This is a genomic window from Xaviernesmea oryzae (assembly GCF_900109605.1).
In the GTDB taxonomy this organism is placed as follows: Bacteria; Pseudomonadota; Alphaproteobacteria; order Rhizobiales; family Rhizobiaceae; genus Xaviernesmea; species Xaviernesmea oryzae.
In genome coordinates this window covers 217524-233773 of record NZ_FOAM01000001.1, presented here as the reverse complement: position 1 = coordinate 233773, position 16250 = coordinate 217524, and the positions used below count along the sequence as shown (strand labels likewise).

The window sequence follows — 16250 nt, the reverse complement described above, 5'->3', positions numbered from 1 at the left end:
GAAAAGCAGCCACGTCTTGCCCCGACGCGGCTGCCCATCATCGCGGCTCTTACCCGAAGACGATCAGCAGGTCCTTGCTGTCGATCTGATCGCCGGCCTTGACCAGCACCTCGGCGATCGTGCCATCCTTTTCCGCATGCAGCGCCGTTTCCATCTTCATCGCCTCGATGGAGAGCAGCACGTCGCCGGCCTTGACCGTCTGGCCGGCCGACACGAAGACGGTGGAGATGACGCCCGGCATCGGCGCGCCGAGCTGGGCGGCGTTGCCGGCCTCGGCCTTGCGGCGGGCGATGCTGGTGGCGGCGCGGTTGCGGTCCGGCACCTTGATCAGGCGCGGCTGGCCGTTGAGCTCGAAGAACACCTTGACCATGCCCTGCTCGTCCGGCTCGCTCTTGGCCTGATGCAGGATGACCAGCGACTTGCCACGCTCCAGCTCCGGCAGCAGCTCTTCGCCGGTCGCCAGCCCGTAGAAATAGGCGGGCGTCGGCAGGACGCTGACCGGGCCGTAGGTTTCGGCGGCCAGAGCATAATCGGTAAAGACCTTGGGATACATCAGGTAGGAAGCGAATTCGAAGTCGCTGACCGGTCGCTCCAGCTTGGTCTCGATGCTTTTACGCTCCGCATCGAGATCGGCATCGTCAAGCAAGGAGCCGGGGCGCACGGTATAAGCCGTCTCGCCCTTCAGCGCCTTCTTCTGCAGGTCTGCCGGCCAGCCGCCCGGAGGCTGGCCAAGATCGCCCTTGAGCATGGAGATGACCGATTCGGGGAAGGCAATATCCTTCTCCGGGTTCTCGACATCCGCAACGGTGAGGTCCTGGCTGACCATCATCAGCGCCATGTCGCCCACCACCTTGGAGGACGGCGTGACCTTGACGATATCGCCGAACATGCGGTTGGCGTCCGCATAGGCCTGAGCCACCTGATGCCAGCGGGTTTCCAAGCCGAGCGAGCGGGCCTGCTCCTTGAGGTTGGTGAACTGGCCGCCCGGCATTTCGTGCAGATAGACTTCCGAGACCGGCCCCTTCAGGTCGCTCTCGAAGGCCACATATTGATGGCGCACCGCCTCCCAATAGAAGGAGATGCGGCGGATCGCTTCCGGATCGAGACCCGGATCGCGCTCGGCCCCCTTGAGCGCCTCGACGATCGAACCCAGGCAGGGCTGCGAGGTGTTGCCAGAAAAGGCGTCCATGGCCGCATCCACCACATCCACCCCGCTTTCGACCGCAGCCAGAATGGTGGCGGCAGCGATCCCGGATGTGTCATGCGTATGGAAATGGATCGGCAGGTCCGTCGCCTCGCGCAATGCCTTGAACAGGATGCGCGCGGCGGCGGGCTTCAAGAGACCGGCCATGTCCTTCAGCGCGATCATATGCGCGCCGGCCTGTTCCAGCTCGGCGGCGAGCGCGGTGTAATATTTCAGGTCGTATTTCGGCCGAGCGGAATTGAGGATGTCGCCGGTATAGCAGATCGCCGCTTCGCAGATCTTGTTTTCCTCGGCCACGGCCTCCATCGAGACCCGCATGTTCTCCACCCAGTTCAGGCAGTCGAAGACGCGGAAGACGTCGATGCCGCCCTTGGCCGCCTGGCGGACAAAATATTTCACGACATTATCGGGATAGTTCTTGTAGCCGACACCGTTTGCCCCGCGCAGCAACATCTGCAGCAGCAGGTTCGGCGCGCCCTCGCGGATGCGGGCCAGGCGATCCCAAGGATCTTCGGTGAGGAAGCGCATCGACACGTCGAAGGTGGCGCCGCCCCAGCATTCCAACGAGAAAAGCTCCGGGAGGGCCTTCGCATAGGTGTCGGCCACGCGGGCGATGTCATAGGTGCGCACACGGGTCGCCAGCAGCGACTGATGACCGTCGCGCATGGTCGTATCGGTCAGCATCACGCGGTTTTCGGCGCGCACCCATTCGGCGAATTTCTTCGGGCCGAGCGCATCGAGCTTCTGCTTCGTGCCATCGACAATGGCACCCTCGACATGCGGCACCACGGGCTTGGCAATGCCGGGCACCGGGCGCGGCCGGCCCTTGGCCTCCGGATGTCCGTTGACGGTGACATCGGCCAGATAGGTCAAAAGCTTGGTGGCGCGGTCCTGCCGCTTGACCTGCTGGAACAGCTCCGGCGTCGTGTCGATGAAGCGGGTGGTGTAGCTGTTGTCGCGGAATTTCGGGTGGCTGATGATCGCTTCGAGGAAGGTCAGATTGGTCGCCACGCCGCGGATGCGGAATTCGCGCAGCGCGCGCTCCATGCGCGAAATCGCCTCGGGCGGGCTCGGTGCCCAGGCGGTGACCTTGACCAAGAGCGGGTCGTAAAAGCGGGTGATGACCGCGCCCGGATAGGCCGTGCCGCCATCCAGACGAATGCCGAAGCCGGCGGCCGAACGATAGCCGGTAATGCGGCCATAGTCGGGAATGAAGTTCTGCTCGGGATCTTCGGTGGTGATGCGGCACTGCATGGCATGGCCGTTCAGCCGGATCTGGTCTTGCGCCGGCACGCCCGATTCCGGCGTGCCGATGGCGAAGCCGTCGAGAATGTGGATCTGCGCCTTGACGATATCGATGCCGGTGACGACCTCGGTGACCGTATGCTCGACCTGTATACGCGGATTGACCTCGATGAAATAGAATTTGCCGGTATCGACATCCATCAGATATTCGACCGTGCCGGCGCCGATGTAATTCGTGGCATTGGCGATCTTCAGCGAATAATCGGCCAATTCCTTGCGCTGCGCTTCGGTGAGATAAGGCGCGGGCGCACGCTCCACGACCTTCTGGTTGCGGCGCTGGATCGAGCAGTCGCGTTCGAACAGATGGACGGCATTGCCATGGGTATCGCCGAGGATCTGGCTCTCGACATGGCGGGCGCGCTCGACCAGCTTTTCCAGATAGACCTCGTCCTTGCCGAAGGCGGCACGCGCCTCGCGCTTGGCTTCCGTCACCTCGCGCAGCAAGTCCTTCGGATCACGGATCGCGCGCATGCCGCGCCCGCCGCCGCCCCAAGACGCCTTGAGCATCACAGGATAGCCGATTTCGGCGGCCAGCCGCTCGATCTCGGCCGGATCGTCCGGCAGCGGATCGGTCGCCGGCACCACGGGCACGCCGATGGAAATGGCGAGATTGCGCGCGGCCACCTTGTTGCCCAGCTGGCGCATGGTCTCCGGCGTCGGGCCGATGAAGGTGATGCCGTTTGCGCCGCAGGCCTCGGCAAATTCAGGGCTTTCCGACAAAAGCCCGTAGCCGGGGTGAATGGCATCGGCGCCAGAGAGCTTGGCCACCCGGATGATCTCGTCGATCGACAGATAGCTCTCGATCGGTCCGAGATCGCGCGCCAGGTGCGGGCCGCGGCCGATCTGGTAGCTCTCATCCGCCTTGAAACGATGCAGCGCGAGCTTGTCCTCCTCCGCCCAGACCGCAACCGTTTTCAGGCCGAGCTCGTCGGCGGCACGGAAGACGCGGATGGCGATTTCGGACCGGTTGGCGACCAGGATTTTCGAGATGGACAAGTCAAACTCCCCCTGAAGACTTGAAGCACATGCTTGTTGCAGCGCAAAAGAGGTTAGCGCTTTGCCGGCCTGACTGCAATTTCGCTGTTGCAGCGGATCAAATTTTTTTTAAATCGATTCAAGTCGGCGTTTGGCGCGATTTTTCGCTGTTAAAGGACCAAACCCAATCGGAAGGCACGCGCCACGGCATGGTGGCGATTGCGGGCCTTGAGCTTGGTTTGCAGACGATTGACGTACCAGTCGACTGTGTGCGCCGAGATCGACAGGCGTTGCGCGATCTCGGGCGACGTCATGCCTTCAACCAGGCAACGCAGCGTTTCCTCCTCGCGTCCCGTCAGCTCGACCGCCCTATGCGCCGGCCCTGCCTCGGGCTGGAGACGCCAGAAAAGCTTGTGCGCCATGGTTTCAAACAGCGCCATTTCCACTGGACCGAGTTCGACAGGCGCGCCGGCGAGGACCAGGCTGCCGATGAGACCGCGGGCGCCATGGATGGGAAAGGCATAGCCATCCGCCAGCCCATGCGCCAGCGCATCGGCAAGCATGCGGTCGATTCGCCGTCGCAACGCATCGGGCATGGGAACGGCCAGGGCTTCGCGCCAGCGAAAACCATGGCGCGCCTCGGTCAGATGCCGGGACACCGGATCGATGAGACGATAATTGCGCCCGACATACAGCCTGTCCCAACCCTCGGGCCAGCGCCCCGCCAGCATCCTGTCGGCCCGTCCGGCCTCCACCGTTTCCCCCGGCAGGCTGCGTCGCCTCAAGGCATAGAAATTGAGGCCATAGCGTTCGATCAGCCGCTCGAATTCCGCGATCACGGACGGCTCCTCGCTCAGCTCCTCGATAAGGGCAAGCACATGAACGAGCAGCGAAATCTTCACCCGCAGCCTCCCCTCGACGCCTGCAGCCACGGCGCTGAGCGCGCATGCGCGCAGCCAAAGCGAGACGTGGCCCGAACGCCGCCGGCGGAGCACATCGCCGCCTGCGCGGCACGGAGCATCTGTCCTGCTGCCAGGTGCGCCTGTCCTGCGTCAGGAAAATTATCCGCTGCAACCACGCTCGGCCGCCGGCGACTGGCTCTCAGCATCATTATTTATCCTTGCGACGCAGCATGAACGTCCCGTTCAGCACCCATTCATGTTGCAAACGCGATAGTCCGGGTCATCCGTCAGGGATCGATGACGACCGATCGGTTCGCGTCGCAGGAAGAGGCCACCTAATCCGGCCGCGCCTTGAACAGGCAAATCTGTTCCAGCCGGCCTTAACATAAGGTTGCATTCTTCTTCGAGCGCAAATTTCGTTTCGTCGCCGTCGCGCCAGGACGCTTCAGACCGGGATGAGCCCGAAGCGAAGGCGAACAACGCCTGAGAGCATAAGCCCGGCCGATTTAACAATTGCATCGCTCCGCCAATCCCTCCTTAGGGCGTGAACGAGCAAAACAGGTTCCACGAGGACAAGACAGTGACATTGTTCCAAGTCTACATCCGAGCGCTGCGGTATCTCGGCGTGCACAAGGTCCGCGTCAGCGCGATCGTGCTGGCCAACGTCGTCTTGGCCGCGATCACCATCGCGGAACCGATCCTGTTCGGACGCATCATCGATGCGATCACCAACAAGACGACGGTGACGCCGATGCTGCTGATGTGGGCGGGCCTCGGCCTGTTCAACACGATCGCCTTCGTGCTGGTGGCGCGTGAAGCCGACCGGCTGGCGCATGTGCGCCGCTCGACGCTGATCACCGAAGCCTTCGGCCGCATCATCTCCATGCCGCTCTCCTGGCATAGCCAGCGCGGCACCTCCAGTGCGCTGCACACGCTGCTGCGCGCTTGCGAGACGCTGTTCGGCCTGTGGCTTGAATTCATGCGCCAGCATCTGGCAACGGCTGTCGCGCTGGTCCTGCTGGTGCCGACCGCCTTCAGCATGGACTATCGCCTGTCGCTCGTCCTCGTCGTTCTCGGCGCGCTCTATGTCGTCATCGGCAAGCTGGTGATGGACCGCACGAAGGAAGGCCAGGCGGCTGTCGAGGATCACTATCACACGGTTTTCGGCCATGTGTCGGACTCGATCAGCAACGTCTCGGTCATCCATAGCTACAACCGCATCGAAGCTGAAACCCGCGAGCTGAAGAATTTCACGCAGAAGCTGATTTCCGCCCAGCTGCCGGTTCTCGACTGGTGGGCTCTGGCCAGCGGCCTCAACCGTATGGCTTCGACCATCTCGATGATGACCATTCTCGTGATCGGCACTTATCTCGTGCAGAAGGGCGAACTGGCCATCGGGGACGTCATCGCCTTCATCGGCTTTGCTACCCTGCTGATCGGCCGCCTGGACCAGATGAAGGCCTTCGTGACGCAGATCTTCGAAGCCCGCGCCAAGCTGGAAGACTTCTTCGGCCTGGAAGACTCGGTGCGTGACCGCGAAGAGCCTGAAACCGCCGGCGAATTGGGTGCCGTCAAGGGCGAGGTCGAGTTCCGCGACGTCTCCTTCAGCTTCCCGAACTCGACGGAAGGCCTGCACAATGTGTCCTTCACGGCCAAGGCCGGCCAGACGATCGCCATCGTCGGCCCGACCGGCGCCGGCAAGACCACGCTGATCAACCTGCTGCAGCGTGTTCATGAGCCGAGCGCCGGCAAGATCCTGGTCGATGGCGTCGACATCTCCACGGTGACCCGCAAGTCGCTGCGCTCGTCGATCGCCACGGTCTTTCAGGATGCCGGCCTGCTCAACCGGTCGATTGCGGACAATATTCGCCTGGGCCGCGAGGATGCCTCGCTTGAGGATGTCCGCGATGCCGCTGCGGCCGCCGCCGCCGCCGACTTCATCGACGCCCGCAACACGGGCTTCGACACCAAGGTCGGCGAACGCGGCAACCGCCTGTCGGGTGGCGAACGCCAGCGCATCGCAATCGCCCGTGCGATCTTGAAGAACGCGCCGATCCTGGTGCTGGACGAAGCCACCTCCGCGCTTGACGTGGAAACGGAAAACCGGGTGAAGGAAGCGATCGACAACCTGCGCAAGGATCGCACCACCTTCATCATCGCGCACCGCCTGTCGACGGTCCGCGAGGCTGACCTGGTCCTCTTCATGGATCGTGGCCGGATCATGGAAATGGGCGGCTTCAACGAGCTCAGCCAGTCCAACGGCCGCTTCGCCGCCCTGCTGCGGGCCAGCGGCATCCTGACGGACGACGACGTCCGCCGCGCCCAGACCGCTGCCTGAGCGCAAAGCGCGACCTAAGAGACATGAGCCCCCGGTCGAAAGGCCGGGGGTTTCGTTTGAGCGCTCAAGGAATGCAGCATTTCAACGGCGATGTGTCAAATGCGCTCGAGGTAGGACGTGAGAAAGCAGGCGTGTGTGCGCGGGAAACTTCTTAAGCCGACGCTCCTTCACAACGATAGGCCGCGCGCCGTAACGGCATGGCTCTCAGGCCGTCCCACCGTTATTTGAACGAGATGCGTATTGCGAAATGGATGCTGCAGCCTCTCTATGATGACATGCGCTAAAATTTAGGCCTAGAAGAGAGACCGAATCAACATTCAGCTCTATTTCGGCGCTGACATGGTATCCCAGCACCTTGATAGAATGGAGATCTTATGGGCGCCAAAGCCGTTTACCCGGATGGATGCTCAAGCATAGGCCATTAGATCGCCCAAAAGGGCGGGACCTAAAGTTGCGCCTCAGACACAATACATCGACGCAGCCGTATAGCGACGACTAAAATCCGAGGAATGAAATGGAAAGCTATTTTCGCGTCATTACCAAATATGATGTTCGTGTTGCACAGTCGATTCTCGACCATCTGGCGGAACTTGGGGGAGGAATTTGCCTCATTCTTCCGGATGTTGAAAAGGGAACAATCTTTGAAAAAATTCCGGAGTCGGTCACAGCGGTTGATCTGCGATATGGGTCACGCCTGACGCTACTGAAAGGGAATCACCCCCGAAAAGAAGGCATTTGGTCACAATACTCCCATCTGGATACAGGACTGGCCAAGAACGTCGTGATCTCCGATACGATCACCAATTCTACGCCGATTGAAAACTGGAAAAGCGAGCCGCATAGCTTGCAGTCAGCTCCGGGAGGAGCCCTGCCTTCCGAAGATTACAGGCATCAGCATAATCATTATCAAAATTTCCTAAGCGAGGTATTTAACTTCTCCAATTCCCTCAACGGTGTTGCGATCTGGGGCGACTCAGGGGCTTTTGCGCCGGGAGCAAAATCATGGGGTGGGTTCTTAAGCGCGCGATCATGGCCTGTGCGTTGGCAGCCCTACAAGCCGGAAGGTATTCCGGAATACACAGACGAACAATTCGATGCTGCGCTTATCGGCTTGGAAATCGACGTGCTCAATGCCGGGCTCGACTGGGGCAAAAAGTCCGATCTTCTGCCGGGGCCAATGGCAAAGGTTGGCTTGCAAATCGTTGGTTTCGGTTCTCGAAATACCGCGGCCATCGAGCTTCGTAACGAAGATACGGATGATTCGACAAGAACCTCTGAGACAAGGCGAGGTGCATGGACATGGGGAATGATCGTTCGCGACGCTCTTCACGAACATGCAACACTGATCGAACTAGACAATGGCGTCGTCCGCCGCGGAATCGACCTATCGAAAACCACCTTTAAAGAAGGCGCTGTAACCCTACCTGCTGCCGGTCCGAAATCGGGTGTTGTCTTTGGGCAGGACACGCAAATTTATGCAGACCCAGACGAGACTCTCGTCATCGAAGGGATTCAAAAAGGAGTGCGGCTCCAATTCGCTTCTGGCGAGTTCTTTACAATTTCGGAGAGCGGAGATGTCAGCATGAGCGAAAAAGTCAAAACATCTTTTCGTACAGCCTTGGGTCTCTGACCCTTGGCACATTTGCCGCAGGATCAAACCGAAATCCATATCGGCAATGCACGGACTTGAGGGAGCACACGCTTTTATGCATAACACCGACATGAAGGTCGTCACGTCAAGCACTAACTATTAAGTGTGACTTAAATAAACCTCAGTTTCGCTTCCAGCGGTATAAAAATGAAGATATGTGAGATAAGTAAAGCCGATAAAGCTGGTGGTGGCGCGAGCGCAGTTGCAGAGATGCTCGCGGAGGATTTCCGCTTGTCGGGATTGCCAACGTTACATTATACATACTGGGCTGAAAAGGGATATGACTACTATCGCCGCAATATATACGGCGTACAGCGCAGCCTTTATGCTGCGCTTAATGAAGGCCTAAAGCGCGAACTGTCCTTGGCCGAGGTTTTTCCTTTCGAGGCTGAAAACTTGCGCACTGAAGTCGATAAATTTGAATTCGACGTGGTCCATTTTCATGATATTTCTTCCGCTATATCCGTGAAAACCATCGAGAAGCTAGCCAAGCTGGTTCCAACAGTGTGGACGCTACACGATTGCTCGCCTTTTACAGGCGGCTGCCTTTATCCGATGGATTGCAAACGCTATATATTGCCAAAGCATTGTGGAAAATGTCCTCAGCTCGGACGCTGGCCCGTTGATACAAAATGGGACACAACCTGGATCAACCATAAGATGAAGACAAGGGCGCATTCGTCAGGCGAGATTCATATTGTCTCTCCGTCACGATGGATGGCGCGGCAGGCTGAAGGTTCCGGCATGCTTCGAAGGCCCGTGCAGATCATTCCAAACGGCATCGACACGAAGTTTTTCTTTCCGCGTAGCAGGGACATCGTTAGGCAGCGGCTTGATATACCAGACCATCACAATGTTCTGACGACAATTTCAGGCCATTTGGCAGACGAACGCAAGAACGTGCAGGCGGTCATCGACGTTCTGACGAAATTGAATCGGGCGGATGTCACGCTTCTTTTGATCGGCAATATAAATCCGGAGATCTTGGAAAAGACCAAGGGCTTCAATGTCGTCTTTTCAGGCTATGTTCACACTGCCGATAAGATGGCGGAGGTTCTCAGCGCGGCGGACGCCTACGTGTTTACGTCGCTTGCCGAAAATCACCCGCTTTCGGTTTTGGAGGCAATGTCCTGCGGTTTGCCGATTCTCGGCTTCCAGACCGGAGGTGTTTCAGAGCAGGTCGAGAGTGGCGCAACCGGCCTTCTTTGTCCGACCGGAGATAATGCGGCGCTGCTGGCATGTGTGAAGGAAGCTCTTGCTTCCGGCAAGCTCAGCGACTGGGGCAAAGCCGGGCGGGCCACGGTCGAACGCGATTTCACACGAACACGAATGGCCGACGATTATAGGCGGCTGTTTGAATCATTGATTGAAGCTGCTGACAGGAAATTTGCATGAAGGCCCATGAACTTGAATTCGTCATCTGCCGAAAGGTCGATGAAATTATCGCGGCTCATGGGCATGCCTACGTAGGCTTTGATATTTTCGACACGCTGATTGGCCGCACGATCCCCAAGGAGATCGAACTGACGTTCAAGTGCCGTCGGCTGGCAAAGAAGCTTCTCGGCTCTGAAGAGCGCCATGCGGAAATTTTTGGCGCCTACGAAAGGGCTTACCACGCGTCTTGCCAGCGTAATACACAGATAGGTCTCGACTATGAAGTTCTGACGCCTGATCTTTTTCGGGCATGGGTAGCCGAACTAAAGTTGCTCGATCTTACAATCGATGAGGAACAGCTTTACGCAGAGCTGGAGGCCGCCGAATTTTCGGTCTGCGTCGCTTTACCGTACGCCAGGCGCCTGCTCGACAAGCTGAAGAAAAAAAAGGCCACGCTTTTTTTTCTCTCAGACATGTACATGGGCAAACGTGTCGTCGAACCACTTTTGAAGTTCAATAACTTATTTGACTACTTCGACTTCGGTCATGTCTCATCCGACGTTGGACAGTTGAAACGCACAGGATCTCTTTTTAAGAGGCTACTTGAGGACAAGCAATGGGATCCGGCTCGGATCGTCTTCATTGGCGATGACCAGCATGCCGACGTGCACGAACCCGCAAAATTGGGTTTCCAGTCAATCCATTACTTTGTCGATGACGTCGAGGCGGAGAGAGCTGATCTCAGAGCGCATTTCGACCGTGCTCAGGCCGATGCCGCGTTCCTGCCTGCGGCGCTTTATCGAGCGTTATGCGGCTTCAAATTTCAGTCTCATTCCGTCGAGGATGTTTCGGTCTCGAAATATCTTGGTCCGTTTTTTGCAAATTTCGCGCACCGGATCGAGGAGACAATCGCAGAACTGGGCGTCCATCATGTTCTTTTTGCTGCGCGAGAAGGCCTTTTTCTGCGCAAGGTCGTCGAAGGTCTGCGCGACCAGACGGCACAAAGACAACCGTCGCGAACGGCGACTTTTCATTATTTTCCGTCTTCTCGTCTGACAAGCCTTCAATTTGGACTTAGCGAAAAGGGCATCGGCCTTCGTGAAATGGTTGGCGCCATTTCAAATGGCGGAAACACGCTCCGCCACCTTCTCTCCTTCCTGTCTGCCTCTGAGGAAGAGCTCGATCAGATCGCACAAGGCGCCGGCATCAGCAGCCCGGATCAGGTTCTTCACAGTCCCTTGTGGGATTGGTCGCCCTTCCAACGCGTCGTTGATCTTGTCAATGAATCCGAAGCATTGGCACGCCTTCGCAAAGAAGGCGATCGCTTTGAAAGCTTCATGCAGCAGCAGGGCATTCTAGACGGCACGACCAAGCTCTTTATCGATCTTGGCTGGTCTGCTCAGATTCAAGAGAACTTGTCGACCGGCTTGGATCAACGCGCCTATCCGGATCGTTTGGTCGGCCTCTATGCTGGCACGACCTTGAAGGCGCACTGGAAGGTGACGCCGCGGAATTCAGTTCGTTGGCACTTTGCCGATATCGATAATCGTTCGGCCTTACCGCATCCCATCCTCTGGTATCCGCATATTCTCGAGAACCTCAGCCGCTCTCCGCATGGATCATGCATTGGATTTGACGAGGACGATGAAGGCATCGTCCGTCCAGTGACCAAGGTAAAACGAGATCCTCAGGAAGAGCGTGACGACCTTCTTATCTCGAAGATCCAGACATCGATTCTGGGTTATACTGCACGTTACGGCGCGTTGTGTGAGGCATATGGACTTTCGGCTTCTGCGTTCCGTGAGCTCATCATCCAGCTAATGTTCAAGTTCCTTGTTTTCCCGGACAAGGAAGTTGCACGTCTCTACTCCAGCGTATCAAACGTTTCGGACTTCGGCTCCGATGAAGTTCTTCGCTCTGCGGCTATAGATGGTGTTGTGGGAGTGGACGATGATGCGGTGGAGCATATCGCCGGTCGCGCGCTTTGGCCGCAGGCGGTAACCGCTGCAAGCCTTGGCGCCTCGGCTGCGCTCAAGCGCGCAATGACGATTGAACGTCATCGATGGCCAAAGCCAGACAGGCCATTCGCATCGGGGATGACACAATTCAATTCCATGCCGTTTGAAGCCGATCAGATTAAAATCTCAAAAAGCCCAATGAAAACGGCTGCTTATGTCCAATATGAAGGCTGGGTTTCTAGCATTTGGGAGCGGGCTCAGGCGAATGCTATCGTCTACTCGGCGATGGAATTCCGTCTGGAGGCAGCGGATCTGCCAACACATTTCCTGACCGAAGCCGAATTTTCTGAAATTCAGGAGATCGACCGACAGATTTGCAGCGGTCAGTTTTTCGACGAAACGCCCCTACCATTAATTGCCGATCATGCGGCTCCTGACACACTGAAGGTGGAGCCTCCCGCCAAGCATAAACGCTTCATCGCTGCGCTCTCCGCGCTCATTGGTATGCAGAACCAGCAAGGCAGCGCCAAGCTCGAAGCCGCGGAGCAGCTTAATCGAGAGCGGTTGGCTGCCATAAGATCCATGGAGAATTTGATCAAGGAGCGTGACGCGGCGATCGAAGCCATGACCAAGATGATCGACGAAAGATGGAATGCCATGCAGAACATGGAACTCATGATCAGGGAACGTGATGAAACGATTGTCGCCATGAAGGCGATGATCGATGAACGCTGGGATGCCATGCAGGAAATGGGCCGTCTTATCGCAGAGCGTGACGCGATGATTGAGCGGCTGTCTGAGGACACCCTATCCCGCCAGTAAGACTAAAAGAGCACGAGCATCAGCCGAATTCTGAGGAAACTTTGACGTCCGCTTGTCTGTCGTTTGGAAGTTCACGGCTTCGCCTTTGCGTGTCGCTTGGACTATCACGCTGCCAAGGTGATGGGGCCGCGAGCTCAGCCACGCTTGGTCACGCAAACAAGAGACGGCGCTGGGCGAGAAAACTAAAGGCGCAAGACCCATCCCAGACCCCCTCATAGGAAGAAGTCTAATCCGTTGTAAAGATGATGAGCTGACGAGGTCGGGAGATGGGAAACGACGTCGTGGCCACCGATATGATCTTTTGCCGTCGGGCTTGAGAGCGCAGCGTAATCTTTGTTGCCGAAAGAGCTCGTTTTGTACACATCGGCAACCTTGCTTTTTTCCGATGCGCGATAGCGCGGCACGAGCATGGCCTTCAAATCCGACAGGTTCGTATTTTGGAGGACGATGGACGTGTCCCACTTCTGGATGACGACGTCGGAACCGATCTGCTTGCTTGCCCGCAATGCCGCAGCACCATTGACGAAGAGCCCCTGATCGAACTGCAGTCGGTCGTCCGAAGCCGAGAAATCCGTGACGACGGTTTTGCCCCTGACATTGCCGAAGACGAAGGTGTCGCGTCCTGCGCCCCCTGTCAGCGTGTCAAAGCCGCCATTGCCGGCCAGAATGTCATCGCCAGTGCCGCCGATCAGGACATTGTCGAACTTATTGCCGTAAAGCGTATCATTGCCCGCGCCGCCGGTGACGTTCTCGATGGAAACGAGCTGGTCCGTGCCGGTTTCGTTGCCTTGTGCGCTTCCCTTGGTCTGCCGCAGATCGACCTTCACACCCTTTGTCGTCCAGGCAAATGACAGCGTGTCCGTACCAGCGCCGCCATCATAATAGTCATTGCCTTGGCTGGCGATGATCGTGTCATTGCCCTTGCCGGCGAACACCACATCATTGCCGTTGCCATCGAGGAAGGTGGTGCTGCTGTCGCTTCCTTTGATCCAGTCATTCCCGTTACCGGCGTCGATGTAAAGATTGGCTGCATCGGCATAGATCCGGTCGTCGCCGCCCAGCGCGGTAACCGAACTCGCATCTTGCCGGCCATAAATCGTTTCGCCCTGATTGCTCCCCATCTGCGACGTGTCGAGCTCGACGAAAGTCGCATGGTCCTCGACATCGAGCGAAAAGGAGCCGGTGGCGTAAAAGGTCTTGATCGGATCGGTGCCCGAGACGAGCGGATCATAGACTTTGACCATCCCTGCCCAGTTCGACAGGTCCATCTGGACCTGCGTTGCCGGATGGGAGATTGCCTTGGATGCCGCCATGTCCCAGTTGTTGACATCGTCCCAAATCCCCAGGACGAAGTCGGAGGCGGACTTTTGCATTAGCAGGCTGTCGGCCGTCACAGGCATGCCCGTGAGCGTATAGGTCAAGCTCTGCGCGGGTCCCTGATAGTCGCTTTTCAGGATCTCGTTCATGTTGTGGAGCGCGGTTGCCGCGATTTTGGCGGTGCCATCCGTGTGGAAGAGACCGAAATGCAGCTCCGGATTGGTGTTGTCGCCGTTCGTGTTTCCGTCGAGCAATTCGTAGAGATAGGTCGATGCGACACCGGCCTTGTAGTTTTCCAACAGCAGATTGAGCGTATATTTCGCCTGGACGTCCTCGGACACACCGGTCCACGCGGTGGAACCGATTGCGGTATGATAGCCGGCCTCCGTCGAGACAACAGGCACATCGCCGCTGACGCGTTCCGCATTGCGGATGTGATCGGCAAGAACTTGGCCGGGGTTCCAGCCATAGGCTGCGTAACTGTGAATATTTCCGAGGTCGGCAACACCTGCCAGCTCTCCAAAGCTTTTCCAAGACTCGGCTTTACCGAATGTGAGCTGGAGAAGCGCCGGGCTTTCCTTGAACTGATCTGAGTCGATCCAGGCGCGAATATCGGCCATCAGGTCGCGCGCGGCTTTGAAACCGGTCTCGCCCTGATAGTGCACAGGCCAATTGTCGACCTCGTTCGGCCCCTCGACATAGCGTATCGAATCCTGCATGGACTGGATCAGGCTCTTTTGGCTGTCGAGCGCGAGATTCGCGCCAATGCAAATATCGAATTTCGTCCCGGTAGCGGCGAGCGTCTTCATCGCCTCCTGCGACCACGGGGCGACGATGTCGCGAACGTTTTTGATGCCGATATAGTCCAGGGCTTTGCCGACGAGCTTCGAATCGGCGTAAGCGGTATTCTGCCACGACAGGTGTGTATTGACGCCAATCGAACTCGTGAAAGCCGATGCCTGCACCGCAACAACATCATTCGCGCCCATATCGTTTCCTTTTGTATTTTCAAATATGAAAAACAAGACAGGTACGATCATGACGCAAACGTATTTCATCGAATTTAAGCTATTCCTTAAGATTTTAACTTCGATTTTTACATGTTGTTATTTACCGAGGAAATCATGCGTCGGACCTTTTCCTTGGCCTATGAAATGCCAGCTGTTGTGAAACCAAAGACATCGATCTCGACAAGCGATCAAGACGCGCCGGCCGGCACAGAGTGCGTGCCGGCACTACCGGGATTGGCTTGCATCTCATAACTCACAGAGCTTGGGTCTCGCATGCTGAGAGTTTTTCGCCTCGTAGCGATTGCCGGCGGAAGCGACATGCCCAGGCAGATCCAGAAGAAGAAGCCGACCTCACCGACAGTCGTCGTGCCAGATGTCAGCAAGGCGAGCGTGCAGAGAATAGCTGCTCTTGGCCCGGCCAGCCCACGGTCACCGTTGAAGAATGCGCGCATCGACAGCACGCCGAGCGCCAGCAGATAGACAAGCCCGAAGGCGAGACCCAAGGCATAGAAAATCTCGATCGGGCCACCGTCGATGACGACCGTCGTTCCCTCGCTCGAATGGGCAGCGATAGCGCCGTTCACCGCAAGACCGGTTCCAAAGACATTGTCGTTCAACTGATTGAGCAGGCGGTCATAACCGTTCGATCTGTCGTTGAAGCTGACGTCGCTCTGGAGATCGAAGAGGGTTCGGAATCGATCGCCGATATAGGTCTCGGTTCCGGTCGCGAGCAAAATAGGCGGAATGGCGAAAATGCTCACCACCAGCAAAGTCGCCAAGCTTGCCCGCGCCTGCCAGCGCCCCGCCAAGGCGATGAAGATGAGCCCAAGAGCAGCCGCGATCCAAGCGGAGCGCACGATTGTCAAGCCAAGACCAAGAGCGCCGACCGCGATGGCAAGCAGGCAGATGATCCCGCCACGTCCCGCCAGGAGCAAGAGATTGACGGTCAAAATAAGGGAATAGGAGCCGGGCGAATTGAGCGTGCTGAAGACCCGCACCTCATAGGGCCGCGGCTTTCCGATGGATTCCATATTGGAATAAATCATCCATTCGGCATCCCATCGCGGTACGAAAATATACTGATAAAGGCCGTAAAGCGATGTCGCGACAGCAAAGAGGAAGGCGAACAGCACGAGCTTCCAGCGCAGTGATTTTTGATGCTCTGGATTTTGAAAGATCGCCAGGGCCACCATAGGCGGCAGCATCCAGCGCAAAACGTCGAAACCGCCAGCCACCAGCCGGTCATTGCCCACCGCGAACAGGAAGCCATAGAGGCAGCTGGCAAATAGCGCGACGAAGAGCCAGGTCGTGGCACGATTGCGGAACGTCATCGCCGCAAGAGGAATGGCACAGAGCATGGCCAGATAAGGCCCGAGCATGATCAGGCTGACGTC

General features: G+C 57.6%; 8 protein-coding genes. 4 read left to right on the top strand and 4 right to left on the bottom strand.

The window, feature by feature from the left end:
* Nucleotides 1-49: 49 nt before the first annotated feature.
* Together pyc and BMX61_RS00935 are read right to left on the bottom strand one after the other, a co-directional pair.
* Nucleotides 50-3505 carry a pyruvate carboxylase gene (gene pyc / locus BMX61_RS00940; protein WP_075627312.1) on the bottom strand — a complete coding sequence of 1152 codons (3456 nt, stop codon included), beginning with the start codon at nucleotides 3503-3505 and terminating at the stop codon, nucleotides 50-52.
* Nucleotides 3506-3654: 149 nt separating this feature from the next.
* Complete coding sequence (locus tag BMX61_RS00935) at nucleotides 3655-4386, bottom strand: LuxR family transcriptional regulator (protein ID WP_075627492.1); 732 nt, start codon at nucleotides 4384-4386, stop codon at nucleotides 3655-3657.
* Nucleotides 4387-4966: 580 nt separating this feature from the next.
* Between BMX61_RS00935 and BMX61_RS00930 the strand changes: the two genes are divergently transcribed.
* From BMX61_RS00930 to BMX61_RS00915, 4 genes are all read left to right on the top strand, one after another.
* The gene (locus BMX61_RS00930; RefSeq protein WP_075627313.1) at nucleotides 4967-6724 is read left to right on the top strand and encodes a glucan ABC transporter ATP-binding protein/ permease; all 1758 of its coding nucleotides are present in this window, start codon (nucleotides 4967-4969) and stop codon (nucleotides 6722-6724) included.
* Between the two features lie 514 nt (nucleotides 6725-7238).
* Nucleotides 7239-8354 (top strand): hypothetical protein, encoded by a 1116-nt coding sequence (locus BMX61_RS24205; RefSeq protein WP_139198851.1) that lies wholly within the window; start codon nucleotides 7239-7241, stop codon nucleotides 8352-8354.
* A gap of 168 nt (nucleotides 8355-8522) precedes the next feature.
* Nucleotides 8523-9770: a glycosyltransferase gene (locus BMX61_RS00920; protein WP_075627315.1), complete on the top strand. Its 1248-nt coding sequence runs from the start codon at nucleotides 8523-8525 to the stop codon at nucleotides 9768-9770.
* Entirely contained in the window at nucleotides 9767-12529 is a 2763-nt protein-coding gene (locus BMX61_RS00915) for an HAD family hydrolase (RefSeq protein ID WP_075627316.1), read from the top strand. Before BMX61_RS00920 ends, BMX61_RS00915 begins: the two co-directional genes overlap by 4 nt.
* Nucleotides 12530-12741: 212 nt before the next feature.
* On the opposite strand, the gene BMX61_RS00910 is transcribed toward BMX61_RS00915, so the two are convergent.
* Together BMX61_RS00910 and BMX61_RS00905 are read right to left on the bottom strand one after the other, a co-directional pair.
* Nucleotides 12742-14835 carry a calcium-binding protein gene (locus BMX61_RS00910; protein ID WP_075627317.1) on the bottom strand — a complete coding sequence of 698 codons (2094 nt, stop codon included), beginning with the start codon at nucleotides 14833-14835 and terminating at the stop codon, nucleotides 12742-12744.
* Between the two features lie 209 nt (nucleotides 14836-15044).
* The gene (locus BMX61_RS00905; RefSeq protein WP_139198849.1) at nucleotides 15045-16235 is read right to left on the bottom strand and encodes a hypothetical protein; all 1191 of its coding nucleotides are present in this window, start codon (nucleotides 16233-16235) and stop codon (nucleotides 15045-15047) included.
* Nucleotides 16236-16250 lie beyond the last annotated feature (15 nt).

What these genes read in the sequence shown, in the direction of transcription:
- BMX61_RS24205 (WP_139198851.1), top strand. Translation starts at nt 7,239, where the DNA reads ATGGAAAGCTATTTTCGCGTCATTACCAAATATGATGTTCGTGTTGCA.
- BMX61_RS00920 (WP_075627315.1), top strand. Translation starts at nt 8,523, where the DNA reads ATGAAGATATGTGAGATAAGTAAAGCCGATAAAGCTGGTGGTGGCGCG.
- BMX61_RS00915 (WP_075627316.1), top strand. Translation starts at nt 9,767, where the DNA reads ATGAAGGCCCATGAACTTGAATTCGTCATCTGCCGAAAGGTCGATGAA.
- BMX61_RS00910 (WP_075627317.1), bottom strand. Translation starts at nt 14,835, where the DNA reads ATGGGCGCGAATGATGTTGTTGCGGTGCAGGCATCGGCTTTCACGAGT.
- BMX61_RS00905 (WP_139198849.1), bottom strand. Translation starts at nt 16,235, where the DNA reads ATGCTCGGGCCTTATCTGGCCATGCTCTGTGCCATTCCTCTTGCGGCG.